This is a genomic window from Streptomyces endophyticus, assembly GCF_035798155.1.
GTDB lineage: Bacteria > Actinomycetota > Actinomycetes > Streptomycetales > Streptomycetaceae > Streptomyces > Streptomyces endophyticus.
Window position 1 is genome coordinate 122476 of record NZ_JAOZYC010000066.1, and the last position, 25752, is coordinate 148227.

Below are 25752 nucleotides of genomic sequence, written 5' to 3' on the forward strand. Positions count from 1 at the left end.
TCACGCTGCCCTACTCGACCGGCTCGACGCCCGCCCGCAACAGCCCGTACGTGTACGCGTCCTCGAGCGCGCCCCAGGACGCCGCGATCACGTTCTCGGCGACACCGACCGTGGACCACTCACCCGAACCGTCGCTCGTGGAGATGAGGACGCGGGTCGTGGAGGACGTACCGATCTTGCCCTCCAGGATGCGGACCTTGTAGTCGACGAGCTCCAGCTTCGCGAGCTGCGGGTAGATCCGCTCCAGGCCGACGCGGAGCGCGCGGTCCAGGGCGTTCACCGGGCCGTTGCCCTCCGCCGTGGCGACGATGCGCTCGCCCTTGGCCCACAGCTTCACGGTGGCCTCGTTGGCGTGGGAGCCGTCGGGGCGGTCCTCGACGATCGCGCGCCAGGACTCGACGCGGAAGTACTTGCGCTCCCTGCCCTCGACCTCGGCGCGCATCAGCAGCTCGAACGACGCGTCCGCGGCCTCGTACGTGTAGCCCTCCAGCTCGCGCTCCTTGACCCGCGCCACGACCCGGCCGACCAGTTCGCGGTCGCCGCCGAGGTCGACGCCCAGCTCCTTGCCCTTGAGCTCGATGGAGGCGCGGCCCGCCATGTCGGAGACCAGCATCCGGATGTGGTTGCCGACGAGGTCCGGGTCGATGTGCTGGTACAGGTCCGGGTCGACCTTGATCGCGGAGGCGTGCAGGCCCGCCTTGTGCGCGAACGCCGAGACACCCACGTAAGGCTGGTGCGTGGACGGGGTGAGGTTCACGACCTCGGCGATGGCGTGCGAGATGCGGGTCATCTCGCGCAGCGCGCCCTCGGGGAGGACCTTCTTGCCGTACTTGAGCTCCAGGGCGGCGACGACCGGGAAGAGGTTGGAGTTGCCGACGCGCTCGCCGTAGCCGTTCGCCGTGCACTGGACGTGGGTCGCGCCCGCGTCCACGGCGGCGAGGGTGTTGGCGACGGCGCAGCCCGTGTCGTCCTGGGCGTGGATGCCGAGCCGGGCGCCGGTGTCGGCGATGACGGTGGAGACGACCGCCTGGACCTGGGCGGGCAGGAAGCCGCCGTTGGTGTCGCAGAGGACGACGACGGAGGCGCCCGCCTCGTGCGCGGCCCGGACGACGGACTTCGCGTACTCGGCGTTGGCGCGGTAGCCGTCGAAGAAGTGCTCGCAGTCGACGAAGACCCTGCGGCCCTGCGCGACCAGGTACGAGACCGTGTCGCGGACCATCTCCAGGTTCTCTTCGAGGGTCGTGCGCAGGGCCAGTTCGACGTGCCGGTCGTGCGACTTGGCGACCAGGCAGACCACCGGGGCGCCGGACTCCAGAAGGGCCCGCACCTGCGGGTCCTCGCTCGCCTTGGCGTTCGCCCTGCGGGTGGCGCCGAAGGCGACGAGCTGCGCGTGCTTGAAGTCGATCTCTTCCTGCGCGCGGGCGAAGAACTCGGTGTCACGGGGGTTGGCGCCGGGCCAGCCGCCCTCGATGAAGCCCACGCCGAAGTCGTCCAGGTGCCGGGCAATGGTCAGCTTGTCCGCGACGGTGAGGTTGATGCCCTCGCGCTGCGCGCCGTCGCGCAGCGTCGTGTCGAAGACGTGGAAAGCGTCGGAGGAATCGTCGAGTTCACTGGGCTGTGCACTGGGACGTTCACTGAGGCTGCTGCTCATGCTGATCTGGCTCCTGATGGGGATTCTCGGTCTACCGGAATGACCGGCTCCACCGTCCATCTATGATCCCTCGCGCTCTCCGCCTGGCTGTGGGTGGGCCAGAAACAGAAAAACCTCTCGCGGGTGCGAGAGGTCTGCGCGCGGGTCGAGGACGACGGTGTCCACCTGTACCGGGTCGTACGAGGTGGTCACTGCGGACCGGCGCGCCTGCTGCCAATAATCGTGGCGAACGAGAGCACGTCCGCAGTGTGCCACAGCCCGGCCGAGGGCCGGGCCGTGGTCTCACGATGCGGTCAGGCGGCCTGCTTCGCCGGCTCGGTGGCGGTGTCCCCCGTCTTGACCTTGTTCAGGTCGATGTCGCGGGTCTCGCGCATCGACAGGTAGACGATCAGCGAGACGGCCGCGCACCCGGCGACGTACCAGTAGTAGCCGGACTCGATGCCCGCGTCCTTGAACCAGAGCGCGACGTATTCGGCGGTGCCGCCGAACAGCGCGTTGGCGATGGCGTACGGGAGGGCCACGCCGAGGGCGCGGATGCCCGTCGGGAACAGCTCGGCCTTCACGCAGGCGTTGATGGACGTGTAGCCCGTGACGATGACGAGGGCGAGCAGCGACAGGCCCAGGGCCGGCCAGAAGGAGCCCGCGTGCTGGAGCAGCGTCATGATCGGCACGGTCAGGAAGGTGGAGCCGATCGCGAAGGTGATCAGCAGCGGGCGGCGGCCGATCCGGTCCGAGAGCGCTCCGGCGACCGGCTGCAGGCAGGCGAAGACGACGAGCGCGCAGAACGAGACGAGCGTCGCCGTCTCCTTGCTCAGCCCCGCCGAGTTGGACAGGTACTTCGTCAGATACGTCGTGTACGTGTAGTAGGCGACGGTGCCGCCCATGGTCAGCGCGATGACCAGGAACGCCTCGCGCTTGTGTGCCCACAGCGCCTTGAGGGTGCCCTTGTCGTCGCCGCCCACGGTGGCGTCGTCGTCGGCCGACTCCTCGTAGACGTCGGTCTCCAGCATGTTGCGGCGCAGATAGAAGATGACCGCCGCGCCGAGGGCGCCGATGATGAACGGGATGCGCCAGCCCCAGCCGTGCAGGGCCTCGTCGGACATCATGCGCTGGAGCAGGATCAGCAGGCCGAGGCCGACGATCTGGCCAGCGGTCATCGACACGTACTGGAAGCTGGAGGCGAAGCCGCGCTTCTCCGGGGACGAGGCCTCGGTGAGGTACGTGGCGCTGGCCGCGTACTCGCCGCCGACCGAGAGGCCCTGGAGCAGGCGCGCGATCAGCAGCACCACGGCGCCGCCGTAGCCGGCCACTGCGTACGTCGGCGCGACGGCGATGAGCACCGCCGACGCGGACATCAGGGTGACCGTGAGCGTCAGCGCCGCCTTGCGGCCCTTGCGGTCACCGACCCGGCCGAGCAGCCAGCCGCCCACGGGGCGCATGAAGAAGCCGACGGCGAAGATGCCGGCGGTGTTCATCAGCTGGGCGGTCGGGTTGCTGCTGGGGAAGAAGGATCCCGCGAAGTACGCCGCGAAGCTCGCGTACACAAACCAGTCGAACCACTCGACCATGTTCCCGGCCGAGCCGACCAGGACCTTCTTCCATTGTTCTCGTCCCATGATCGGCACGATGCGGGAATGGTCATGCTCAGGGCAAGGGGGCACGGGCAACGATCACGCTTACTTGCGTTCATAGTGTTCGCGGGCGAGTTCGGCGAACGTCGCGAGCCAGTGATCGGTGGTGAAATCGCCGCTCTCGACGGCCGGGAGACCCGCTTCAAGGTGCTCCTGCGCTGCCTTCGCGAGCCGCTCGCGCACGATCCCCTCCGGCAGTGCGTTCGCGATCGCGCGCAGGGCGGCGGCGCGGGAGAGCGCGAGGCCGAGGAGGTGGCCGATCTGCGGGTCACTGTGGTCGGAGACGACCGGTACGTCGAGCAGCGGGCAGGGGGCGCCGGTGGCGAGGGCCGGGAGGAAACGGTCCAGCCAGGTGGCGAAGTCGTCGGCGTTCCCGAATACGCGGCGCATCGCGTCGGCCTCCGTCAGGGACGGCGACAGGAAGTCCTGACCGGAGGGCTCCCAGTGGGCGGGCGCGTCGTGGTCGTCGGCGAACCAGCTGCGCAGCCGGTCGCGTACGGCGTCGAGCGTGTGGGCCGGCAGCCCGGCCCGCTCCCCCGTGTCGAGGATCAGGCCGAGGGCGAAGGCGCTGTTGGGGTGGTTGCCGTGGCGCACGGGATACGTGGCCTTCGGGAGCCAGTCCGTGAGGAGGCGGTCGACCGCGTCCACGGCGGGGGCGAAGGCGTCGGCCCAGCGCGTGCCGTGGCACTCGGCGGCGAGGGCGACGAGCCAGGCCCAGCCGTAGGGGCGCTCGAAGCTCGGGCGGGCGAGGAGGTACTCGGCTTCCCGGGCGAGGTTCTCGCGGGTGAGGTGGCGGTCCAGTACGTCGGCGTGGGCCTCGGGCCGGGTCCGGAGCAGCAGCCAGTGCATGTGCACGGAGCTGTGCCAGTCGTAGGCGCCGTAGAAGGCGGGGTGGAGGTCGCTCGGGCGGGGGCGGTCGTCCGGGGAAGTGGTCAGGTGGGCCGTGAAGTTGGGGTATTCGCGGGTGACGTTGGCTGCCGCCAGCTGGGCGGTTTCCTCCGGGGTGAGCATGGTGGGTCCGTTTCGGTGGGGCGGGGTGCGGGGTGGTGCCCGCGGGGTGCGTGTTCGTTGCCGGGTGCGGTGCTGCTTTTGGTTGCGTTCGCGCAGTTCCCCGCGCCCCTAAAAGCATTCAGTGCGTTGCGCCCTCTGTTACTCGGAGGTCGGCGGTGGTCGATGACGCCGCGAGCAGGAGTGCGCGGATGCCGGTGGCCACCGTTTCGACGGGGAGCGCCGGTGCCGTGCCGTCCGTCACCTGGTCCGGGGACCACGGCACGTGGACGAAGCCGCCGCGTACGCCCGGGAGTTCGGTGGCCAGGAGGTGCCCGAGGCCGTACGCCACGTGGTTGCACGTGAACGTTCCGGCCGTGTTGGAGAGCGCCGCCGGGACCCCGGCGGAGCGCATCGCCGCCACGCACGCCTTCACCGGCAACGTCGAGAAGTACGCCGCGGGACCGCCCGGCACCACCGGCACATCGATCGGCTGGGCCCCGGCGTTGTCGGGGATGCGGGCGTCGTCGACGTTGATGGCCACCCGCTCGACGGTGACGCCGGGTCGCCCGCCCGCCTGGCCGAGGCAGACGACCAGGTCGGGGCGGGTCTCGGCCACTGCGGCCCGCAGCGCGGTCAGCGACTCGCCGAAGACGCACGGGAGTTGGACCGCCGTGACGGACAGGCTGTCGGGTGGCGCGACGGCGACCGCCTCCGCGGCCTGCCAGGAGGGGTTCACGGACTCCCCGCCGAACGGTTCGAACCCGGTGAGCAGTACCCGAGTCATCTCTCGACCTCCTAGAACGCGAAGAATGCCATGATCACGGTGCAGCAGCCGAGCAGCGCGAACCCTGTGGGGAGCTGCGCCTTGATCGGCCCGTACTGGTCCTTCAGTTCGAGGAGTGTCGCCGGGACGATGTTGAAGTTGGCGGCCATGGGCGTGACGAGCGTGCCGCTGAAGCCCGCGAGCATGCCGATCGCGAGGATCGCCGGCTCGTTGCCGCCCATCTGCTGGATGAGCACCGGCCAGCCGATCGCCGCCGTCATGACGGGGAACGCGGCGAACGCGTTGCCCATGATCACGGTGAACAGGAACATGCCGACGCAGTACGCGATCACGGCCAGGTACTTGGAGTTGTCCGGCAGCACGGAATTCGTGATCTTGCCGACCTGGGTGCCGACCCCGGCGACCGCGAAGATCGTGCCGAGCACGGAGAGGAGCTGCGGCAGCAGCAGCGCCGAGCCCATCGCCTCCAACATCGAGCGGCCTGAGTGGATCGGCGTCGACACCTTCCGCTCGCCGGTGACGAACATCCCGACGACGAGCGCCACGACACAGCCGACGCCGAGCCCGAGGAGGGTGGCCTGGCCGGTCTCGAAGAGGCCGGAGGTGTCGAGGAAGGAGGCGCAGATGATCGCGACGATCGGGATGGTGAGCGCCGGGATGAACAGCTTGTTGCCGAGGCGGGCCGCCGACTCCTCGCGCTGCTCCTGCGTGGTGGTGACCGGTTCGCCCTTGCCTATGAAGTTGAACCCGGCCAGCGCGATCAGCGCGAGGACCGCGACGCCGAGGGGTTCGGCGGGCAGCGCCTTCGAACCGCCCGCGACCCCGGTGCCGTAGGGGAAGGTCAGTCCGAGCAGCCCCCAGAAGGCGGCCGAGGTCCAGCGCTTGGGGTTGGTCCTGTCCATCGCCATCTGCACGGCCATGACGACGAAGACGAGACCGATCAGCCAGTAGAGCCATTCGACCTTGATCACTTCGAGGGCTCCTTCGGCAGCGGGATCTCGTGTTCGGCGACGGCGAGCGCCATCTCGCGTTCCAGGTGCTTGTCGAGGAGCAGCAGCCGGGCGCCGTGGATGACGAAGGCGCAGACGGCCAGCGGGATGGCCCACAGCGCGAGCTGGGTGGGTTCGAGGTGCTCGTGGTACGTCGAGTTCACGAATCCGGTGATCAGCAGGATCGAGCCGATCGCGATGAAGCAGTCCTCACCGAAGAAGACGCCGACGGTGTCCGCGGACGCCGAGTAGGAGCGGACCTTCTCGCGCAGCTTGTCCGGCAGCATGGCCCCCGACCTGCGCTCGGCGGCGGCCTCGGCCATCGGCGCGACGAGCGGGCGGACCGCCTGGGCGGGGCCGCCGAGGTTGTTGAGACCGAAGGCGGCGGTGACCTGGCGGACCAGCAGATACGCGGTGAGGAAGCGTCCTGCGCTGAGCTTGCCGAGTTTCCCGATCAGGGTGCGGGCCTGTTCGCGCAGGCCGTAGCGCTCCAGGAGACCGATCACCGGCAGCACGATGGCGAAGACGGTGACGGAGCGGCTGTCGGCGAAGGAGGTGCCGAAGGCGGCGAGGATCTCCAGCGGGTTCATCTTGCCGAGAAGCCCGGTGACGATGCCGGCCACGCCGACCACGAGTACGGGATTGCGGCGCGTGACGAATCCGAGGATCACCACGAGCACGCCGAGCAGAACGATCATGCGGCGGCCTTTTCGATGAGGGACGCACTTATGGATGAGAGATGCACGGGACCCTAGGGGATCGTTCAACGATCTAACAAGAGGTTCCGGAATTCGGACACTCCAGAAGCGGTAAAGATCTCGCCTCTTGTCGGATCGTTCAACGATCCTCTACGTTGAGCCCGTGATCCAGGACGTCATCGACCTCAATGCCGACCTCGGCGAAGGCTTCGGCCGGTGGACCCTCACCGACGACGAGGCCCTGCTCTCCGTGGTGACCAGCGCCAACGTCGCCTGCGGCTTCCACGCCGGCGATCCCTCCGTGATGCGCCGGGTCTGCGACCTGGCCGCCGAGCGCGGCGTACGGATCGGGGCGCAGGTCTCGTACCGGGACCTCGCCGGGTTCGGGCGGCGCGCGATGGACGTGCCACCGGACGAGCTGGCGGCCGAAGTGGCGTACCAGATCGGGGCGTTGCGGGTGTTCGCGGAGGCGGCAGGCGCCGAGGTGGCGTACGTGAAGCCACACGGGGCGCTCTACAACCGGACCGTGCGCGACGGGGAACAGGCCCGCGCGGTCGTCGAAGGTGTACGGCTCGCGGGTGGCGCGCTACCCGTGCTGGGGCTTCCGGGGTCGCAACTCTTGTCCGTTGCCGAGGAGTTGGGGCTGCGGCCCGTGCGCGAGGCTTTCGCCGATCGCGCCTACACCCCCGAAGGCACGCTCGTGCCGCGCCGCGAGCCGGATGCCGTGGTCGAGGACGCGGACGCCGTGGTGCGCCGGTCCGTCGCGTTCGCGGTGGACGGCGGGGTCGAGGCGATCGACGGATCCCAAGTCGCCGTCGCCGCGCGGTCGTTGTGCGTGCACGGTGACACCCCGGGCGCGGCGGCGATCGCGGCGCGGGTGCGGGTGGCCCTCGAAGCCGCCGGGGTCAAGGTCGGGGCGTTCACGTGAGCATGCGCGTGAGGCCCGCCGGGCGGCATGCGCTGCTGGTGGAGTTCGCCGACGCCGAGCATGCGGGGGCCTTTCACGCGGAGGTGCTGCGCAGGCGGGGCGCGGGGGTGCTGCCGCCGGTGCGGGAGGTCGTGCCGGGGGCGCGGACGGTGCTGCTCGACGGGGTGCCGGAGCGGGATGCGCTCGCGCGCCAACTGGGTGAGTGGGACGTGCCGTTGGGCGCCGTGGCGGACGGGGACGTCGTGACGATTCCTGTCGTGTACGACGGGCCCGACCTGGCCGAGGTGGCGGGGCTGTGGGGTGTGTCCGAGGAGGACGTGGCCGTGCGGCACGCGTCTTATACGTACCGGGTGGCGTTCTGCGGGTTCGCGCCGGGGTTCGGGTATCTGGCCGGGTTGCCGGAGGAGTTGCATGTGCCGCGGCGGGCGACTCCGCGGACGCGGGTCCCTGCGGGGGCGGTTGCCCTGGCCGGGGGGTATTCGGCGGTGTATCCGCGGGCTACGCCGGGTGGGTGGCAGTTGATCGGAACGATGCCGGATCCCGGGGTTTTGTGGGATGTGGGGCGGGAGTCGGCGGCGCTTTTGGCTCCTGGGACCCGGGTTCGTTTCGCTGCGGCGGGGTTGACGTCTCGGGGCTCTGCCCCGGACCCCGCTGCTCAATCGCCGCAGGGGCTTGATGTACCCGCCGGACCGGGCCCCGCCCCTCACGCGACTGAAAGGCCCGAGCGATGACCGTGAAGATCAGTGTCACTCGGGCCGGGGCGCTCACCACCGTGCAGGATTTTGGGCGTGTCGGGTATGCGCATCTGGGGGTTCCCCGGTCGGGGGCGCTTGACGCGGATGCGTTGCGGTTGGCCAATCGGTTGGTCGGGAATACGGAGGGCGCCGCCGTACTCGAAACCACTCTCACCGGGTGTGCGTTGCGGCCCGATCGTGCCGCCACGTTCGTCGTGGGTGGGGCGCCGTGTCCGGTCACCGTCGATGGTGCGCCCGCGGCCTGGGGAGTTCCCGTGTACGTGCCCGCCGGGGCCGTGCTCGATGTGGGGGCGGCGCGCGCGGGGGTGCGGTCCTATGTCGCCGTCGCCGGTGGGGTCGCCGTCGAGCCGGTGCTCGGGAGTCGGGCCACCGATCTGCTGTCGGGGCTCGGGCCCGCGCCGTTGAGTGCGGGGGACGTGCTGCCCGTCGGCGAGGCGCCCGGCACGCGGCCCGTGCTGCCGGTGGCGGCGCCGTGGCCCGCTCCGCCGGCCGAGCTCGTACTGCCGGTGCGGTTCGGGCCGCGTACGGACTGGTTCACCGAGGCCGCGCGCCGGACCTTCGTCACCGCCACGTACACCGTCTCGGGCAACAGTAACCGGATCGGGCTGCGTACCGAAGGGCCCGCTCTGGAGCGGGAGTTGGACGGCGAGCTGCCCAGTGAGGGCATGGTGCTCGGCGCGGTGCAGGTGCCGCCGGACGGGCGGCCCGTGGTGTTCCTCCACGACCACCCGACGACCGGCGGCTACCCGGTGATCGCCGTCGTGGAGGAGGCCGCACTCGGGGCGGCGGCCCAGGCGGCGCCGGGCACCCCGGTCCGGTTCACCTCTTAGGGCCGTAGGCCTTCGTCGAGGAACTCCCGTACGTGGCCCATGACCTGGTCCCGGTCCGCGCGCAGGCCGATCGCCACCGCGATGGAGAAGCCGTCGAGGAGCGCCCGCAGGCGGGTCGCGAAGCGGTCCGGGTCGAGCGTGCCGAACTCGCCGCGTGAGATGCCCTCGGCGAGCAGCGCCACGAGGTCGCGGTGCCAGGCCCCCTCGATGGCGGTCTGGCGGGCGCGCGCGTCGTCGTCGGCGTTCCGCGAGCGGTTGAACACCTCCAGCCACAGCGTCCAGTGCGGGTCGCGCGGCGCGTCCGGGACGTACAGGTCGACGTAGGCGTCGAGGCGTTCGCGCACACTGCTTCCGCTGACGAGCAACTCCCTGCGGCGCGCGCCCAGCCGTCCCTCGCTCCACTCCAGCGTGCGCAGCAGCAGCTCGTCCTTGCTGCCGAAGTGGTACGCGAGGTGCCCGCTGCTCATGCCGACCTCGCGGCCGAGGGCCGCCAGGGTCAGCCGTTCGAGGCCGTGCTCGGCGATCATCGCCATGGTCGCGGCGAGCACGTCCTCGCGCGGCGGCGCCGGTGTGCGCCTGCGCTGCGTCCCGGTCACCGCTCAGGCCCCCGCGAGCGGCTGCTGCTGGGTGATGCAGTGGATGCCGCCGCCCGCCGCGAAGATCGTGCGGGCGTCGACGAGGGTGACCTTCCGGGACGGGAAGAGCCTGCGGAAGATCGCCGCGGCCTCCTCGTCGTTCGGGTCGTCGAAGCCGCACAGCACCACGCCGTCGTTGCAGAGGTAGTGGTTGATGTACGAGTAGTCGACCCAGCCGCCGTCCGCCTCGTCCGTGAGCGCCGTCGGGGCCGGGACCTCGACGATCTCCAGGGGCCTGCCCTGCGCGTCGGTCTGTCCGGACAGTACGCCGACGATCTCGCGGCTCACCTCGAAGTCCGGGTGCGCCGGGTCCCGCTGCGCGTGGACGAGGACGACGCCGGGCGCCGCGAAGGACGCCACGATGTCGACATGTCCACGCGTGCCGAACTCGCCGTAGTCCGCGGTGAGTCCGCGCGGCAGCCAGATCGCCTTGGACGTGCCGAGCCTGGCGTGGATCCCGGCCTCGACGTCCTCCTTGGAGCGGCCCGGGTTGCGGCCCTCGTCGAGCTGCACCGTCTCCGTGAGGAGCACCGTGCCCTCGCCGTCGACGTGGATGCCGCCGCCCTCGTTGACGAGCGACGTCGAGTGCACGGGCACGCCGGCGAGGTCCGCGACGTGCCGCGCGATCTTCGCGTCGTGCTCCCAGCGGGCCCAGCTCTGCGCGCCCCAGCCGTTGAACGTCCAGTCCACGGCGGCCAGTTCACCGGTGTCGGGCCGCTTCACGAACGTCGGGCCGATGTCGCGCATCCACGCGTCGTCCAGGTCCCGCTCGACCAGCTCGACCGACGGGTCGAGGAGCGCCCTCGCGGACTCCGACTGACCGCTGCCGACGACCATCGTCAGCGGCTCGTGGCGGCGCACCGTGTTGGCGACCTTCGCCCACGCGGCGCGCGCGCCGGCCAGTTCGCCGTCGTCGGAGAAGGTCGGGTTGGGGCCCGGCCACGCCATCCACGTGCGCTCGTGCGGGGCCCACTCGGGCGGCATCACATACGTCATGAGCTTGATCCCTTACAGGAAGTAGAGGCGGTTGAGGGAGACGGACTCGGCCGGCTCGGAGCGCAGCGGGTCGCCGTCGAGGGTGACGAGGCCTGTGCGCTGGTCGACGTCGACCGCTCCCGTACGGGAGTTGAGGCGCAGGTCGGCCGGGCCGATGCCGCGCGTGCCGCGGACCGCGACGCGGCGCCTGCGGGTGGGCATCGTGTCGTGCCCGTCGTCGACCGCGGCCTGTGCGACGAAGGCGACCGACAGCTCGGCGGCCGTCGCTCCGTAGGCCCCGAACTGTGGGCCGAGGACGAGGGGTTCGCAGGTGTCGGTGGCGGCGTTGGGGTCACCCACCACCCCGTACGCGGGGAAGCCGGACTTCAGGACGAGCTGCGGCTTCGCGCCGAAGAACTCCGGGCGCCACAGGACGATATCGGCCATCTTTCCGGGCTCGATGGAGCCGATCTCGTGCGAGAGGCCGTGCGCGATGGCGGGGTTGATGGTCAGCTTCGCCATGTAGCGCAGGACGCGGTCGTTGTCGTGGCCGACGCCCGGGTCGCCGAGCTCGCCCTTCATCTTCCCGGCCATCGCGAACGTCCGGCGTACGGTCTCCCCCGCGCGCCCCATGCCCTGCGCGTCCGAGGACGTGATGCCGATGGCGCCCAGGTCGTGCAGCACGTCCTCGGCGCCCATCGTCCCGGCGCGGATCCGGTCGCGGGCCATCGCGGCGTCGCCGGGCAGGTCCGTCTTCAGGTCGTGGACGGAGACGATCATGCCGTAGTGCTCGGCGACGGCGTCTCGCCCGAAGGGGAGGGTGGGGTTCGTGGAGGAGCCGATGACGTTCGGAACTCCCGCCATCTTCAACACATTTGGTACGTGGCCGCCGCCGCAGCCCTCGATGTGGAAGGCGTGGATGGTCCGGCCTTCGAGCACCTTCAGGGTGTCCTCGACCGACAGGCACTCGTTCAGGCCGTCGCTGTGCAGGGCGACCTGGACGTCGTGCTCCTCGGCGACGCGCAGCGCCGTGTCCAGGGCGCGGGTGTGCGCGCCCATGTCCTCGTGCACCTTGAACCCGCAGGCGCCGCCTTCCGCGAGGGCCTCCTCCAGAGGCGCGCCGTCCGACGACGAACCCCGGCCCAGGAAGCCGATGTTGACCGGCCAGGCGTCGAAGGCGGAGAACGCGTGCTTCAGCGCCCACGGCGAGTTGACGCCGACGCCCCAGACCGGGCCGAACTCCTGGCCGATGATCGTGGTGACGCCGGAGGCGAGCGAGGCCTCCATGATGCGCGGCGACAGCAGGTGCACGTGGGTGTCGACGGCCCCGGCGGTGGCGATCAGGCCCTCGCCGGAGACGATCGTCGTGCCCGTGCCGACCACGACGTCGACGCCGTCCAGCGTGTCCGGGTTGCCGGCCCGCCCGACGGCGTGGATCCGGCCCTCCCGAATCCCGATGGAGACCTTCCTGATCCCCAGCGCGGCGTCGATCACGACCACGTTGCTGATCACGATGTCGCAGGTGTCGCGGACGGCGGCGGCCTTCAGGTGCAGCCCGTCACGCGCGGTCTTGCCGAACCCGGCGAGGAACTCGTCCCCGTAACTCTGGGAGTCGGACTCGACCTTGATGGTGAGCCCCGAGTCCCCGAGCCGGACGCGGTCACCGGCGCGCGGGCCGTGCGTCCCCGCGTACTCGTACGGGGTCAGTCGGCGGGCTTCGGCGGCGTGGCCTCCGGGGCGGCTCATCGCTCGGCCTCCTCTTCAGTCGTGTCCGGTACGCCCAGATATCCACAGGCGGCGGCGCGGCGCAGCGCCTCCTCGCGAGCCCCCGGCGCGTCCAGCGGTCCGTCGACGAGGCCCGCGAACCCGATGGCGACCCGGGCCCCGCCGATCGGCAGCAGCCCGACGTCCTGGGTCTCCCCCGGCCCGAACCGCACCGACGACCCGGCGGGCACCGCGAGCCGCATCCCGTACGCCTCGTCCCGTACGAAGTCCAGGCGCGGGTTGGCCTCGAAGAAGTGGAAGTGGGAGGTGACGGAGACCGGGACGGTCGCCGTATTGGTGACGGTGAGCGTCAGCTCGGGCCGCGGGTCCTCGTGCTCGGGCCCCGGCAGCAGGGCGCCGGGGGCGTCGTCGCCCAGGGAGCCCGCCGCGCCGCCGATCGGGTCGCTCACGACCGCGAGCCGCGAGCCGTCGTCGAAGACCGCCTCCACGTGCACCTCGGTCACCACGTCGGCGACGCCCGGCAGCACATCGTCGGGCCCGAGCGCGGAGCGCGCCGCCTCGATCGCCTCGGCGAGCCGCCTCCCGTCGCGGGCCGCCTCGCAGACGGCGTCCGCGATCAGGGCGGTCGCCTCCGGCACATTGAGCCGCAGACCGCGCGCCTTGCGGGCCCGCGCGAGCTCGGCAGCGCCGAACAGCAACAGCCGGTCGCGTTCGGTGGGGGTCAGTCTCACGGCACACCTCACTTCCAGTTAGAACGACACTCTAAGCGCCATAAGCACAGGAAGAAAAGCGACCATGCCGCACCTCGGGCCCCTCACATGGAGTGGCGCTCAAAGATTCGAGCGTGCGCGACCCTGCCCCGGCCGGTCAGGGAAAGGGCAGGCCCGGCAGGAACTCGCCCCCACCGAAGGCGGGCTTGAGGTCGGTGAACCAAGTGGCGCCTTCGTCGTACACCGCGAAGAACGGCCGGTTCACCAGATCCGGGTCGCGCGCCTGGATCAAGTGCAGGACGAACACCCGCTCGCCGCCCACTTCGGCGATCCCGTCCACGACGACCTTGCCCGGCATCGCCGACATCACCGGCCCCCGCACGGTCCGTGCGAGGCCGGACACCTGGGCGTAGGCATCCCGGAAGATCTGGTATCCACGGGCGAGGGGCACTCCGAAGTAGTCCTGCGGCCCGGTGTCCCGCTCCACGAACTGGTAGTAGGGGATCGCACCCAGGCGCGTCGTCTCGTTCCACAGCTCGGCCCACACAGCAGCGCTGTCGTTGATCCCCCGCACCAGCGGCCCCTGGCAGCGGATCACGGCGCCGCTGTCCCGGACACGCCGCATCGCCTCCAGCACGGCCCGGGTGCGCAACTCCTGCGGGTGCGTGAAGTGAGCCATGAGTGCCAGGTGCTTCCCGGCGGTGACGACCTCCTCGAAGAGCCTCAGCAGATCGTCGGCGTCCCGGTCGGAGACGAAACGGTACGGCCAGAAGGCGAGGGACTTGGTGCCGATCCGGACAGAACGCACGGACTCGACCCGCAGCAGGGGTTCGACGTAACGGCGCAGCACGTCGGCGCTCATCACCAACGGGTCGCCACCGGTGATCAGCACACTGGTGATCTCGGGGTGCGCCCGCAGATACCCCTCGGTCGCCGCCATGTCGTCGGTGGCGATGCGGAGTTCGGACTCACCGACGAACTGTGGCCAGCGGAAGCAGTACGTGCAGTAGGCGTGGCAGGTCTGGCCCTGGCGCGGGAAGACGAGCAGCGTCTCCGGGTACTTGTGCTGGAGCCCCTCCAGCCGACGCCCCTCGTGCACCGGGACATTGGCGTCGAGCTGACCCGAGGGGTGCGGGTTCAACCGCATCCGGATCCGGTGCGCGGCACGCTGCATCCGGCCCGCCGGGGCGCCGTCCACGAGCAGGTCCGCCATCTCCTGCACATCGGATTCGGGCAACATCCCGACCTGTGGGAACGTCAGCCGGAAGATCGGGTCGTCCGGCACGGCCGACCAGTCGATGAGCTCGTCGACGACGTACTCGTTCGTCCGGAAGGGGAGCACGGCCGCCACAGCCCTCAGCTTCAGACGCTCCTCGGCCGACAGGGCCCTGCGCTGGAGCAGTCCGTCCAGATCGCGCGAGGTGAAGCTGCGGAATCTGCCGCTGTTCTGCACCAGCCCTTCGGCTGGGTCGCGCGATGGTCTCACCGTACGAGGACCCCTACTCGGTCAGAAGGGATTGCGGGCGTAGGCAGACAAAAGCACCCGTCGATGCATCATACTTCTCCGCGAAGTCCTGGGTGAGGCGCGCATGGAGCTCGCTCTCGTCGTCCACAACCAGGAGTTCGTGCGCGACGCTGATGCCCAACCCCTCGCTGAACGCGGTGAGCTGGTCGAGGCGATGGCGCGCCATGTGGGACACAAGCTCCGCGTCGGCGACATACGTCGCCTCGTCCAGGACGACGAACCTGCAAGTGAACGCCCTGCGCCCGTCGCCATCGTCGACGAGCATGACCGGCAGATGCGTGAACCCGTCCATCATTCCGCTCTGTTGCCAGAGCTCGTCGAACCGCTGCTCCACGAACGCCCCGAGGGGCGAGCGGATGGGCACCTCGAGCTGGACACCCTGGCCGGAGAGACGACCCACCGTGAGGAAGGACACAAGACACCGCTCGTCCCAGCGGTACAACGTCACGCCGGGGGACGAGGAACAGAGCCGGACCTCCAGCAGGTGCCGAGCGCTCGCATCGAGCCCGTCCTCGAAGGAGCGCAGCGTGCGAAGGTTGCGGAGGATCTCCCGCCGGATGTCGGCGTGCTGGTCGCCGAGTTCCTGCCCCCGCAGGATGACGGCGAGGGAGTCGGGGTGCAGCAGCAGGATCTGCACGCGGGTGCCGTTGGCCGTGGCGGCCTTGATGCCCCGCAGGAGACGGTCGGAGAACTGCGGGCCGAACACGTTGGAGAACGTGTCGAGGACCTTGACGTTCGACGTCGACCCGTACACCTGGGCGCAGAACCACTCGTAGTCGAGTCGACTGTGCTCGCGAGCCCGTCCCTCCTGAGCGCGACTGATCAACGGGCCGATCACGAAGACGGTCACCACGGCACCGATGATGTCGGCACCAAGGTTGAGCGCCAGGTTCTCCCCGTAGTTCTCCATGCCGGCGCTGCGCCACAGAAGGATCGCGGAGACCGCGGCGAGGCCGGTCAGGACGGACAGGCTCTGTGGTCTCCGAGGTGTGCGCAGAGCTCGAAGGAACCATCGCAATCGAGCCCTGAACGGTATCCCACTCACCCGTGACCACCCCCTGAGCGCCAAGCCATGGAGTCAGTGGATACCCCTGCGGCACAACACGTACACGCACGGTCAACTACCTTGGCGCGAAGGGCGGTTGGCGACCGGACCGGCGGACCGCGGACACAGCGGAGGGCCGGGGGACGGAACTTCCCGGCCACCCGGCGCCCACATCTCTCCGAACCACCGGAGACCCGCCTTGGCTCAGCCCAGCTCGTGCATCCAGCCGTGCTTGTCCTCGGTCTTGCCGCGCTGGATGTCCAGGAGCGCGTTGCGCAGCTTCATCGTGACCTCGCCGGCCTCGCCGCCGGACTGGGTCCACTCGGTGCCCGCGCGCTTGACCGTGCCGACCGGTGTGATGACGGCGGCGGTGCCGCACGCGAAGACCTCGGTCAGCTCGCCGGACTCGGTGGCGGCCTGCCACTCGTCGATGGAGATGCGGCGCTCCTCCGACTCGTAGCCCAGGTCGCGGGCGACCTGGAGGAGCGAGTCACGGGTGACGCCCGCGAGCAGCGAACCGGTCAGGGTGGGCGTGACGATCTTGTTCCCGTACACGAAGTACAGGTTCATGCCGCCCAGCTCCTCGACCCACTTGTGCTCGACGGCGTCGAGGTAGGCGACCTGGTCGCAACCCTTGGCGGCGGCCTCGGCCTGCGCGAGCAGGGACGCCGCGTAGTTGCCGCCGGTCTTGGCGTCGCCGACGCCGCCGGGGACGGCGCGCACGCGGTCCTCGGAGAGCCAGATGGAGACGGGCTTCACGCCACCGGAGAAGTACGCGCCGGCGGGCGAGGCGATGACGATGAAGAGGTACTCGTTGGCGGGCTTCACGCCCAGGCCGACCTCGGTCGCGATCATGAACGGGCGCAGGTAGAGGGACTCCTCGCCACCGTGCGCGGGCACCCAGTCCTTGTCCTGCTGGACCAGCAGGTCACAGGCCTCGACAAAGGTCTCGACCGGCAGCTCGGGCATACCGAGGCGCCAGGCGGAGTGCTGGAAACGCTTGGCGTTCATGTCGGGCCGGAAGGTGGCGACCGAACCGTCGGGGCGGCGGTAGGCCTTCAGGCCCTCGAAGATCTCCTGCGCGTAGTGCAGGACGTTCGTGGCCGGGTCGAGGGAGAGCGGTCCGTAGGGCACCAGCTGCCCGTCGTGCCAGCCACGCCCCTCGGTCCACTTCACGATGACCATGTGGTCGGTGAAATGGCGGCCGAATCCCGGATTGGCCAGGATCTCCTCGCGCTGCGCGGCGGACAGCGGGGTGGCGGTGGGCTTGAGCTCGATCGTGGGCGTCGTCATGGTTGCGTGTCCTTCACCGTTGGTTGTGACGGACCGCGTTCACGCCTGCACTCCCGGTACTAGGAAGTCCGAGCTTCGCCGTACATCGCGGCCCCACGTTCGATTATCTCGCGAGAACGGGTGTGGTCGAAACGGACCCGGGTGGAAACGGGTGCGTGAAGCGGCCCGGGTTCTGTCGTCACACTCCCGTCGTCGCCCGAAGGGCGGCCTCGCGGCGTCTGGCGCGTGCGATCGCAAGGCGCCGGAAGGTCCTAGTAGCGGAGCTACTCGGTGCCTTTCGGCAACGCCGCGAGCGTGCGTGCCAGACGCCGCGAGGCAGACGGGAGTGTGACGACAGAACCCTTGGGTTGATGGTCGCACCCAGAGGCCGCACAGAAGAAGCCGCCGGGCGCGGTGTGCGACCCGGCGGCTGCTGCCGTAAATGGTGAGCGCCGGGTCAGCCGGCTACTACTCGGGTGACGAGGGCGTCACCGATCTCGTCGGTGGAGCGCACGGCGTCGCCGCGCTCGCCGAGGTCCGCGGAGACCGCGGTCTCGATGCGGGCGGCCTCGACCTCGTAGCCGAGGTGACGCAGGAGGAGGGCGACCGAGAGGATCGTGGCGCTCGGGTCGGCCTTGCCCTGGCCCGCGATGTCCGGGGCCGAGCCGTGCACGGGCTCGAACATGGACGGGAACTCGCGGCTCGGGTTGATGTTCCCGGAGGCCGCGACGCCGATGCCGCCGGAGACGGCCGCGGCGAGGTCGGTGATGATGTCGCCGAAGAGGTTGTCGGTGACGATCACGTCGAAGCGGGCCGGGTCGGTGACGAGGTAGATCGTCGCGGCGTCGACGTGGATGTAATCGGTGGTGACCTCGGGGAACTCCTCGGCCACCTTGTTGAAGATGTTCGTCCACAGGTGGCCCGCGAAGGTCAGCACGTTGTTCTTGTGGACCAGCGTGAGCTTCTTGCGGGGGCGGGCCTGGGCGCGGGCGAAGGCGTCACGGACCACGCGCTCCACACCGAAGGCGGTGTTGACGGAGACCTCGGTGGCCACCTCGTGCTCGGTGCCCTTGCGGATCACGCCGCCGTTGCCCGTGTACGGGCCCTCGGTGCCCTCGCGGACGACGACGAAGTCGATGTCCGGCTCGCCCGCGAGCGGGGTCGAGACACCCGGAAGAAGCTTCGACGGGCGCAGGTTGACGTGGTGGTCGAACGCGAAGCGGAGCTTGAGCAGGAAGCCGCGCTCCAGGACGCCGGACGGCACCGACGGGTCGCCGATGGCGCCGAGCAGGATGGCGTCGTGCTTCTTGAGCGAGTCGAGGTCCGCGTCGGTGAGGGTCTCACCGGAGGCGTGGTAGCGCTTGGCGCCGAAGTCGTACTCCTCGGTCTCCAGCTTCACATCCTGCGGAAGGACGGCGGAGAGGACCTTGAGACCCTGGGCCACGACCTCCTGGCCGATACCGTCACCGGGGATCACTGCGAGATTGATGCTGCGAGACATGCCAGCACCGTACTCCTCGTCCCATGGGATGACACGCGGTGTCCATGATGTGGACGTCCGCGCGATCGCCGCTTTTTGTTCACCCGTATGTATGGCGGTAGTTGGAAGTTACTGGGAAGTTCCCTCCCATGACCACCGCCAATGACACCCCCAATGTCGGCATCCCCGAGCAGCTCGCCCGGCGCCTGAGCATGCCCGAGCAACATGAGTACCTGCGGCGGAAGTTCAGCAGGCGCCGCGCCCTGACGGGGGCCGCGGCCTCGGTGGGCGGGGCCGCGCTGCTGGGCGGCGGCTCGGCGACGGGCGCGTACGCGGCGCCGCTCCTTCCGACGCGCGCGGCCGCCGCACAGGTGGACGGCTCCCTCGTGGCCCCCTTCGGCCGGCATCTCGCCTTCGGCGCCGACCCGAAGACGCAGATGCGGATCTCGTGGCAGGTGCCGTTCGCGGTCAAGAACCCGTATCTGCGGGTGGGGTCGAAGCCCTGGGAGCTGAGCCGGAAGATCCCGGCGGAGGTGCGCGCCCTGCACACCCCGTCCCTGTCGAAGAAGCTCCCCGAGGTCGAGCAGCTCTATCTGCACGCGGCGCTCGACAACCTCAAGCCGGGCACCACGTACTACTACGGCGTCGGCCACGACGGCTTCGACCCGGCCGACGCGGAGCGCCTCGGCACGCTCGGCACCTTCCGCACGGCGCCGGCCGCCCCGGAGTCGTTCGTCTTCACGGCCTTCGGCGACCAGGGCGTCAGCTACGACGCGCTCGCCAACGACCAGGTGATCCTCGGCCAGAACCCGTCCTTCCACCTGCACGCGGGCGACATCTGCTACGCCGACAGCAGCGGCCAGGGCAAGGAATCGGACACGTACGACGCGCGCGTGTGGGACCAGTTCCTCGCGCAGACGGAGACGGTCGCCAAGTCGGTGCCGTGGATGGTGACGACCGGGAACCACGACATGGAGGCCTGGTACTCCCCCAACGGCTACGGCGGGCAGAGCGCACGCTGGTCACTGCCCGACAACGGGCCGGACCCGAGCACGGCGCCCGGCGTCTACTCCTTCACGTACGGCAGTGTCGGCGTGGTCGCGCTCGACGCGAACGACGTCTCGTACGAGATACCCGCCAACAAGGGCTATCTGGACGGGAAGCAGACCGCCTGGCTCGACAAGCGGCTCGGCGAGCTGCGGGCGCGGGACGACATCGAGTTCGTGGTCGTCTTCTTCCACCACTGCGCGTACTCGACGTCGACGCACGCCTCGGACGGCGGGGTGCGCGACGCGTGGGTGCCGCTGTTCGCCAAGCACCAGGTGGACCTGGTGATCAACGGGCACAACCACGTCTACGAGCGCACGGACGCGATTCGGGGCACGGGGAACGGGGAGGTCGGCAAGCCGGTGCCGGTCGGCGCGTCGACCGATCCGACGCGCGACGGCATCGTGTACGTCACCGCGGGCGGCGCCGGCAAGGACCTCTACGGCTTCGGGCCGGGCGTGCAGGACAGCTACGAAGGCAACGTGCACGATCGCGACTCGACCGTCACCTTCCACTGGACGAAGTCACGCCTGCCCGACCCGGACACCGTGGAGTGGTCCCGGGTGCGGTACACCGGCTTCTCGTTCCTCGCGGTGGAGGTGGCGAAGGGCCGGATGAAGGTGTCGGCGCTGGCCGAGACCGGCGAGCGCATCGATCACTTCGAGGTACGAAGAGGCGCGTAGGGCCTGTCGTCCGGATCAGGCCCCGGGCCGGGCCTCAGTGACCGGTCTCGCCGCCGTTGTCCCTGCGGTCCAGCGCGCGCTGGAGGGCGGCGGCCGCGGTCCTGGCGGCCTGACGGTCGGCTTCGCTCGACGGGGAGACGTGACGGACTCGGCGGCGGACGGGCGTCGCAGTGGCCATGAGGGATCGACTCCTTGAGAATCCGTGGGAATCCTCGCGCGCCATGTGCGCAAGGGGATTTCGAGGCGCCGGAAGGGCGGGAAGCAGGAGCTGCAGGGGTTGCCTGCCAGGTGCTCCGGCTCGCGGCCGCCATTCGCCGGATCGGGCGAGTCGTTCGGCTCCTACAAAGCTAGGACAGGTCTCTGCTTCTGTCTCCACAATTACTCGGACTTCCTACTATCTGAGACGGGACCCACGTCTCCGGCCCCACCAGCCCCATTGACCACAGTGGTAACAACGGTGGCCGAGTCCGGACGCGCGGTCGGTCCCGGCCATGGCGTGGCCGCCGCCCACGCACCACGATGGGTCCCCTACCGGCCGGGCCGCGGTGGCCCGGCGGGCCCTGGGGAGGAGTCCCACCATGCGCGTCATCAGTCAGCGCCGGCTCGGCGGACCCGAGGTGCTCGAAGTGGCGGAGGTGGAACGGCCCGAGCCGGGGCCGGGCGAGGTACTGGTCCGGGTCCGGGCCGTGGGGGTGAACCCGGTGGACCGGATGGCGCGCTCCGGCTCCGCGCCGCTCTTCGGCGACCCGCCGTTCACGCTCGGCTGGGACGTCTCGGGCGTCGTCGAGTCGGCGGGTCAGGACGTCACCGAATTCCGGCCGGGCGACGAGGTGTTCGCCATGATCCGGGGCGGCGGCTACGCCGAGTACGTCCTGATCCGCACCGAGCACCTGGCACCGAAGCCGGGCAATGTCGACCACGTCCACGCGGCGGCGGTGCCCGCGGCGGCGCTCACCTCCTGGCTCGCGCTCGTCGACACCGGGCAGATCGGTCCCGGCCGCCGGGTCCTGATCCACGCGGCGGCCGGCGGCGTCGGGCACGTGGCGGTGCAGATCGCCAAGGCCGAGGGCGCGTACGTGATCGCCACCGCGCGCGCCGACAAGCACGACTTCCTGCGCGAAGTCGGCGTCGACGAGCCCATCGACTACACGACCACGGACTTCGCTCACTCCCTGCGCGACGTGGACGTGGCCTTCGACCTGATCGGCGGCGACTACGGCCCGCGCACCCTGGTCACCCTGCGCCCCGGCGGCCTCCTGGCCTCGGCGGTGCCCTGGGACCCCGGGGTCACCCAGGAGGACGCCGAGGCCCGCGGCGTCCGCTTCGCCGTCGTCTCGGTCCAGCCCTCGGGCACCACCCTCCGCAAGGTCGCGGCCCTCCTGGCAGCGGGCCGCCTCCGCCCCCACGTCTCGGCCACCCTCCCCCTGGAGGAGGCAGCCAAGGCCCACGAACTGGGCTCATCCGGACGCACCCAAGGCAAGATCGTCCTGACGGTCCCCTGACCAGAACCGTGGCGGGGGCCGCATCACCGTTGCGCAGCACCGTGGGCCGCCTTGCCCACCCTGCCGCCCAAGGCGGCAGATTGCCCAAGGCTCAGTCGACCAAATCAAGCCCCGCCGGCGATTGAGGCGCGGGGTCCGGGGCAGAGCCCCGCGACGTAGGCCCGGCCCACACGAAACCGCCCCCGACCGAGGAAAGAACCTCGACCGGGGGCGGCACGCGCTGCAGGGGCGATCAGCCCATGTGCGGGTACACGTAGTCCGTCGGCGGAACCAACGTCTCCTTGATGGCACGCGTCAGCGTCCACCGCTGCAGGTTCTGCGGGGCACCGGCCTTGTCACAGGTACCGGACGCACGCCCGCCACCGAAGGGCTGCTGGCCGACGACCGCGCCGGTCGACTTGTCGTTGATGTAGAAGTTGCCCGCGGCGTAGCGGAGCTTCTCCATCGTGTGGGCCGCGGCCGCACGGTCGTTGGCGATGACCGAGCCGGTCAGCGCGTAGTCCGAGGCCGACTCCATCTGCTCCAGCATGGCGTCGTACTGGTCGTCCTCGTAGACGTGCACGGCGAGGAACGGACCGAAGTACTCGGTGGAGAACACCTCGTTGGCCGGGTCGGTGCACTCGACGACCGTCGGACGCACGAAGTAGCCGACGGAGTCGTCGTACGTGCCGCCCGCGACGATCGTGCAGGAGGCGTCGTCCTTGGCCCGGTCGATCGCGGCCTTGTTCTTGGCGAAGGAGCGCTCGTCGATGACGGCGCCGATGAAGTTCGACAGGTCGGTGACGTCGCCCATCTTGATGGCGTCGACCTCGGCCGCAAACTCCTCCTTGAACCCGTCGTTCCAGATCGAGGCCGGAACGTAGGCGCGCGAGGAGGCCGAGCACTTCTGGCCCTGGAACTCGAAGGAGCCGCGGGTCAGGGCCGTCTTGAGGACGGCGCGGTCGGCGCTCGGGTGGGCGACGACGAAGTCCTTGCCGCCGGTCTCGCCGACGAGACGCGGGTAGGTGCGGTACTTCTCGATGTTGTTGCCGACCGTCTTCCACAGGTGCTGGAAGGTCTTGGTCGAGCCGGTGAAGTGGATGCCGGCGAGGTCACGGTGGTTGAGAGCAACCTCCGACACGGCCAGGCCATCGCCCGTCACCAGGTTGATGACGCCCTTCGGGAGACCGGCCTCCTCCAGGAGCTGGAGGAGCAGCACGGCGGCGTGCGTCTGCGTCGGGGACGGCTTCCACACGACGACGTTGCCCATGAGCGCCGGGGCGGTCGGCAGGTTGCCCGCGATGGCCGTGAAGTTGAACGGCGTGATCGCGTAGACGAAGCCCTCCAGCGGGCGGTGGTCCATGCGGTTCCACACGCCGGTGGAGTTCGCCGGCGGCTGCTCGGCGAGCAGGTTGCGGGCGTAGTGGACGTTGAAGCGCCAGAAGTCGATGAGCTCACAGGGAGTGTCGATCTCGGCCTGCTGCGCGGTCTTCGACTGGCCGAGCATCGTCGAGGCGGCCAGCGTCTCGCGCCACTTCGTGGACAGCAGCTCGGCGGCGCGCAGGATGATCGCGGCGCGGTCGTCGAAGGACGTCGCGCGCCAGGCCGGGGCGGCGGCCAGGGCGGCGTCGACCGCGTCCTGGGCGTCCTGCTCGGTGGCGTTGGCGTACGTACCGATGACGGCCTTGTGGTTGTGCGGCTGCACGACGTCGAAGCGCTCGCCGCCGCCCAGCCGACGTACGCCGCCGATGGTGCAGGGCAGCTCGATCGGGTTCTCGGCCAGCTCCTTGAGCTTGGTCTCCAGGCGGGCACGCTCCGGGGAACCGGGGGCGTAGCCGTGCACCGGCTCGTTGACCGGGGCGGGGACCTGGGTCACGGCGTCGAGGGTCATGGGTCCGTATCTCCTTCGGGGGTCGGGGAGTTGGGGACGGAACGGGAAGCTTGGTGGGTCAGCCCTTGGTGAGGACCGAGCGGGCGAAGAAGAGGAGGTTGGCCGGCTTCTCCGCGAGGCGGCGCATGAAGTATCCGTACCAGTCGGTGCCGTACGCGGTGTAGACACGCATCCGGTGTCCCTCGGCGGCGAGCCGCAGCTGCTCGTCGCTGCGGATCCCGTACAGCATCTGGAACTCGTACTCGTCCAGCTTGCGCCCGGCCTGCCGGGCGAGCTCCTGCGCGATGGAGACGAGCCGCGGGTCGTGGGAGCCGATCATCGGGTACCCGGCGCCCTCCATGAGGATGCGCATGACCCGCACGTACGCCTTGTCGATCTCGGCCTTGTCCTGGAACGCGACCTCGGCGGGCTCTTTGTAGGCGCCCTTCACGATGCGCACGCGGCTGCCGGCGGCGGCCAGGCGGCGGGCGTCGTCCTCGGTGCGGAACAGGTAGGCCTGGATGACACAGCCGGTCTGCGGGAAGTCCTTCCGCAGCTCCTCGTGGATGGCGAACATCGAGTCGAGGGTGGTGTGGTCCTCGGCGTCGAGGGTGACCGTGGTGCCGATCGCGGCGGCGGCGATGACGACCGGGCGGACGTTGGCGAGGGCCAGCTCGTGACCGCCCTCCAGTGCCTGGCCGAACATCGACAGCTTGATCGACATCTCGGCCTTCGTGCCGAGGCCCAGTTCCTTCAGGCGCTCGACCAACTGCAAGTAGGCGTCCCGCGCGGCCTGCGACTGCTCGACGGTGGTGATGTCCTCACCGACGACGTCGAGCGTGACCTCCAGGCCCTTGGCGGCGGCGTCCTCGATGATCGGCACGACCTGGTCGACCGACTCACCGGCGATGAAGCGGTCGACGACCTGCTTGGTGCCCGGCGCCGCCGACACGAAAGCGCGCATCTTGTCGCTGCGCGACGCGGCGAGGATCAAGGGAGCCAGCACGGGGCACCTCCACAGAGCACTGGTTGAGACGGGGGCCGTATCACCGCAAAGCGGGAACGGCACGTGGAACCACCGTGAAATCTAAGGATCCCTCCGATCCTGTGCCATCGACAGGTGTCACGCATCTGTGGCCGCCGCCTCAGACATCTGTATGAAGAGGGGCCCGGGATGGGTGAGAATGGTGGGGTGAAAGGCGATTACCAGGACCTGGTCGACGAGATCTCGGCGCTGCTCGGCGCCCCGGCGACCCTCGAGAACCGCGACTTCCGCCTCATCGCCTTCGGCGCCCAGGCCAGCGCCGACGACGACACCGACGGCTTCGACGAGGCCGCGCTCGACCCGGTGCGCACGCGCTCGATCCTGACGCGCGGCTCGACCTCGGCGGTCCGCTCCTGGTTCGAGGGCTTCGGCATCGCGAGCGCCAAGGAGCCGGTCCGGATCCCGGCGACCCCGGAGGCCGGCGTCTACCGCGGCCGCATCTGCCTGCCCGTGCGCCATCACGGCTACGTCCTCGGCTACGTATGGCTGATCGACGACGATCCGGGTCCCACGCAGGAGCAGCTCGACGCGGCGATGGAGGTGGCGGGCCGGATCGGCGCGCAGCTCGCCGACGAGGCGCAGGCGGGCGCGGACCTGACCCGCGAGTTCCACTCCGTGCTCACCGCGGAGCGGGGCTGGCAGCGGGACATGGCGGTGGCGGCGCTGCGCACGGCGCTCGGCAGCCGGGCGCCGGGCCTGCACACGGTGGTCTGCGTCGCGCCGTGGCCCTCGGCGGACCCGGACGACGCCCCGTCGGTACGCACCATCCCGGCGGCGGACGCGCTGTGCACGGTGCCGTGGGGGGTGACGGGCCAGTGCCTCGCCCTGCTGGTACGGCTGCGTTCGCGCGAGGCCCTGTCGCCCGCGCTGACGGCGGCGGCGAAGCTGCGCGCCCGCGCGGGCTCCCCGATGGCGGCGGGCGTCGGCGCCGCACGCGACGACCTCGCCGAACTGGCCACGGCCTGGCAGGAGGCGACGGCCGCGGCGCGCGCGGCGCTGGCCG

General features: G+C 70.3%; 23 protein-coding genes. 6 read left to right on the forward strand and 17 right to left on the reverse strand.

Annotation, left to right across the window (positions count from 1 at the left end):
* Positions 1-10: 10 nt before the first annotated feature.
* The 6 genes from cimA to OKJ99_RS09360 form a co-directional block, all read right to left on the reverse strand.
* Positions 11-1651: a citramalate synthase gene (gene cimA, locus OKJ99_RS09335; RefSeq protein WP_326015381.1), complete on the reverse strand. Its 1641-nt coding sequence runs from the start codon at positions 1649-1651 to the stop codon at positions 11-13.
* A 293-nt stretch (positions 1652-1944) separates the two neighbouring features.
* Entirely contained in the window at positions 1945-3267 is a 1323-nt protein-coding gene (locus tag OKJ99_RS09340) for an MFS transporter (protein WP_326015382.1), read from the reverse strand.
* A 60-nt stretch (positions 3268-3327) separates the two neighbouring features.
* Positions 3328-4293 carry a DUF2891 domain-containing protein gene (locus tag OKJ99_RS09345; RefSeq protein WP_326015383.1) on the reverse strand — a complete coding sequence of 322 codons (966 nt, stop codon included), beginning with the start codon at positions 4291-4293 and terminating at the stop codon, positions 3328-3330.
* A 118-nt stretch (positions 4294-4411) separates the two neighbouring features.
* Positions 4412-5056: a pyroglutamyl-peptidase I gene (pcp, locus tag OKJ99_RS09350; protein ID WP_326015384.1), complete on the reverse strand. Its 645-nt coding sequence runs from the start codon at positions 5054-5056 to the stop codon at positions 4412-4414.
* Positions 5057-5067: 11 nt separating this feature from the next.
* Positions 5068-6027 (reverse strand): DUF979 domain-containing protein, encoded by a 960-nt coding sequence (locus tag OKJ99_RS09355; protein WP_326015385.1) that lies wholly within the window; start codon positions 6025-6027, stop codon positions 5068-5070.
* The gene (locus OKJ99_RS09360) at positions 6024-6743 is read right to left on the reverse strand and encodes a DUF969 domain-containing protein (RefSeq protein WP_326015386.1); all 720 of its coding nucleotides are present in this window, start codon (positions 6741-6743) and stop codon (positions 6024-6026) included. The genes OKJ99_RS09355 and OKJ99_RS09360 overlap by 4 nt, the downstream gene beginning before the upstream one ends.
* Before the next feature lie 163 nt (positions 6744-6906).
* Here OKJ99_RS09360 and OKJ99_RS09365 point away from each other — a divergent pair, with 163 nt between their 5' ends.
* The 3 genes from OKJ99_RS09365 to OKJ99_RS09375 are packed head-to-tail and all read left to right on the forward strand — an operon-like array spanning position 6907 to position 9256.
* The gene (locus OKJ99_RS09365) at positions 6907-7671 is read left to right on the forward strand and encodes a LamB/YcsF family protein (protein ID WP_326015387.1); all 765 of its coding nucleotides are present in this window, start codon (positions 6907-6909) and stop codon (positions 7669-7671) included.
* 2 nt (positions 7672-7673) lie between these two features.
* A complete protein-coding gene (locus OKJ99_RS09370; protein WP_326015407.1) occupies positions 7674-8402 on the forward strand; it encodes a 5-oxoprolinase subunit B family protein in 729 nt (242 codons plus the stop codon).
* Complete coding sequence (locus tag OKJ99_RS09375) at positions 8399-9256, forward strand: 5-oxoprolinase subunit C family protein (protein WP_326015388.1); 858 nt, start codon at positions 8399-8401, stop codon at positions 9254-9256. The genes OKJ99_RS09370 and OKJ99_RS09375 overlap by 4 nt, the downstream gene beginning before the upstream one ends.
* Here the strand turns inward: OKJ99_RS09375 and OKJ99_RS09380 are convergent.
* From OKJ99_RS09380 to OKJ99_RS09415, 8 genes are all read right to left on the reverse strand, one after another.
* Positions 9253-9789 (reverse strand): TetR/AcrR family transcriptional regulator, encoded by a 537-nt coding sequence (locus tag OKJ99_RS09380; protein WP_326015408.1) that lies wholly within the window; start codon positions 9787-9789, stop codon positions 9253-9255. The two genes, OKJ99_RS09375 and OKJ99_RS09380, sit on opposite strands and share 4 nt — an antisense overlap.
* 66 nt (positions 9790-9855) lie before the next feature.
* Positions 9856-10887: an agmatine deiminase family protein gene (locus tag OKJ99_RS09385; RefSeq protein ID WP_326015389.1), complete on the reverse strand. Its 1032-nt coding sequence runs from the start codon at positions 10885-10887 to the stop codon at positions 9856-9858.
* Between the two features lie 12 nt (positions 10888-10899).
* Positions 10900-12612, reverse strand: a complete 1713-nt coding sequence (locus OKJ99_RS09390) for an urease subunit alpha (RefSeq protein ID WP_326015390.1) — start codon at positions 12610-12612, stop codon at positions 10900-10902.
* Positions 12609-13322: an urease subunit gamma gene (gene ureA / locus OKJ99_RS09395; protein WP_326015391.1), complete on the reverse strand. Its 714-nt coding sequence runs from the start codon at positions 13320-13322 to the stop codon at positions 12609-12611. The genes OKJ99_RS09390 and ureA overlap by 4 nt, the downstream gene beginning before the upstream one ends.
* Positions 13323-13458: 136 nt before the next feature.
* The gene (locus OKJ99_RS09400; RefSeq protein WP_326015392.1) at positions 13459-14754 is read right to left on the reverse strand and encodes a KamA family radical SAM protein; all 1296 of its coding nucleotides are present in this window, start codon (positions 14752-14754) and stop codon (positions 13459-13461) included.
* A gap of 46 nt (positions 14755-14800) precedes the next feature.
* On the reverse strand, positions 14801-15844 hold the full coding sequence (locus OKJ99_RS09405; protein ID WP_326015393.1) for a hypothetical protein: 1044 nt from the start codon (positions 15842-15844) through the stop codon (positions 14801-14803).
* 231 nt (positions 15845-16075) lie between these two features.
* A complete protein-coding gene (locus OKJ99_RS09410) occupies positions 16076-17164 on the reverse strand; it encodes a branched-chain amino acid aminotransferase (RefSeq protein ID WP_326015394.1) in 1089 nt (362 codons plus the stop codon).
* A 436-nt stretch (positions 17165-17600) separates the two neighbouring features.
* The gene (locus OKJ99_RS09415; RefSeq protein ID WP_326015395.1) at positions 17601-18644 is read right to left on the reverse strand and encodes a 3-isopropylmalate dehydrogenase; all 1044 of its coding nucleotides are present in this window, start codon (positions 18642-18644) and stop codon (positions 17601-17603) included.
* Between the two features lie 128 nt (positions 18645-18772).
* On the opposite strand from OKJ99_RS09415, the gene OKJ99_RS09420 reads away from it, so the two are divergent.
* Entirely contained in the window at positions 18773-20353 is a 1581-nt protein-coding gene (locus OKJ99_RS09420; protein WP_326015396.1) for a purple acid phosphatase family protein, read from the forward strand.
* 34 nt (positions 20354-20387) lie between these two features.
* Here the strand turns inward: OKJ99_RS09420 and OKJ99_RS09425 are convergent, their stop codons facing one another.
* Positions 20388-20531, reverse strand: a complete 144-nt coding sequence (locus tag OKJ99_RS09425) for a hypothetical protein (protein WP_266714423.1) — start codon at positions 20529-20531, stop codon at positions 20388-20390.
* A gap of 400 nt (positions 20532-20931) precedes the next feature.
* Between OKJ99_RS09425 and OKJ99_RS09430 the strand changes: the two genes are divergently transcribed.
* A complete protein-coding gene (locus OKJ99_RS09430; RefSeq protein WP_326015397.1) occupies positions 20932-21855 on the forward strand; it encodes an NADP-dependent oxidoreductase in 924 nt (307 codons plus the stop codon).
* Positions 21856-22087: 232 nt separating this feature from the next.
* Here the strand turns inward: OKJ99_RS09430 and pruA are convergent, their stop codons facing one another.
* A complete protein-coding gene (gene pruA / locus OKJ99_RS09435; protein ID WP_326015398.1) occupies positions 22088-23725 on the reverse strand; it encodes an L-glutamate gamma-semialdehyde dehydrogenase in 1638 nt (545 codons plus the stop codon).
* 58 nt (positions 23726-23783) lie between these two features.
* Positions 23784-24710 (reverse strand): proline dehydrogenase family protein, encoded by a 927-nt coding sequence (locus tag OKJ99_RS09440; protein ID WP_326015399.1) that lies wholly within the window; start codon positions 24708-24710, stop codon positions 23784-23786.
* 168 nt (positions 24711-24878) lie between these two features.
* Between OKJ99_RS09440 and OKJ99_RS09445 the strand changes: the two genes are divergently transcribed.
* Positions 24879-25752: CdaR family protein (locus OKJ99_RS09445; RefSeq protein ID WP_326015400.1), on the forward strand; the 874-nt coding region annotated here is incomplete at its 3' end.

What these genes read in the sequence shown, in the direction of transcription:
- cimA (WP_326015381.1), bottom strand. Translation starts at nt 1,651, where the DNA reads ATGAGCAGCAGCCTCAGTGAACGTCCCAGTGCACAGCCCAGTGAACTC.
- OKJ99_RS09340 (WP_326015382.1), bottom strand. Translation starts at nt 3,267, where the DNA reads ATGGGACGAGAACAATGGAAGAAGGTCCTGGTCGGCTCGGCCGGGAAC.
- OKJ99_RS09345 (WP_326015383.1), bottom strand. Translation starts at nt 4,293, where the DNA reads ATGCTCACCCCGGAGGAAACCGCCCAGCTGGCGGCAGCCAACGTCACC.
- pcp (WP_326015384.1), bottom strand. Translation starts at nt 5,056, where the DNA reads ATGACTCGGGTACTGCTCACCGGGTTCGAACCGTTCGGCGGGGAGTCC.
- OKJ99_RS09360 (WP_326015386.1), bottom strand. Translation starts at nt 6,743, where the DNA reads ATGATCGTTCTGCTCGGCGTGCTCGTGGTGATCCTCGGATTCGTCACG.
- OKJ99_RS09370 (WP_326015407.1), top strand. Translation starts at nt 7,674, where the DNA reads ATGCGCGTGAGGCCCGCCGGGCGGCATGCGCTGCTGGTGGAGTTCGCC.
- OKJ99_RS09375 (WP_326015388.1), top strand. Translation starts at nt 8,399, where the DNA reads ATGACCGTGAAGATCAGTGTCACTCGGGCCGGGGCGCTCACCACCGTG.
- OKJ99_RS09380 (WP_326015408.1), bottom strand. Translation starts at nt 9,789, where the DNA reads ATGGCGATGATCGCCGAGCACGGCCTCGAACGGCTGACCCTGGCGGCC.
- OKJ99_RS09385 (WP_326015389.1), bottom strand. Translation starts at nt 10,887, where the DNA reads ATGACGTATGTGATGCCGCCCGAGTGGGCCCCGCACGAGCGCACGTGG.
- OKJ99_RS09390 (WP_326015390.1), bottom strand. Translation starts at nt 12,612, where the DNA reads ATGAGCCGCCCCGGAGGCCACGCCGCCGAAGCCCGCCGACTGACCCCG.
- OKJ99_RS09410 (WP_326015394.1), bottom strand. Translation starts at nt 17,164, where the DNA reads ATGACGACGCCCACGATCGAGCTCAAGCCCACCGCCACCCCGCTGTCC.
- OKJ99_RS09415 (WP_326015395.1), bottom strand. Translation starts at nt 18,644, where the DNA reads ATGTCTCGCAGCATCAATCTCGCAGTGATCCCCGGTGACGGTATCGGC.
- OKJ99_RS09420 (WP_326015396.1), top strand. Translation starts at nt 18,773, where the DNA reads ATGACCACCGCCAATGACACCCCCAATGTCGGCATCCCCGAGCAGCTC.
- OKJ99_RS09425 (WP_266714423.1), bottom strand. Translation starts at nt 20,531, where the DNA reads ATGGCCACTGCGACGCCCGTCCGCCGCCGAGTCCGTCACGTCTCCCCG.
- OKJ99_RS09430 (WP_326015397.1), top strand. Translation starts at nt 20,932, where the DNA reads ATGCGCGTCATCAGTCAGCGCCGGCTCGGCGGACCCGAGGTGCTCGAA.
- pruA (WP_326015398.1), bottom strand. Translation starts at nt 23,725, where the DNA reads ATGACCCTCGACGCCGTGACCCAGGTCCCCGCCCCGGTCAACGAGCCG.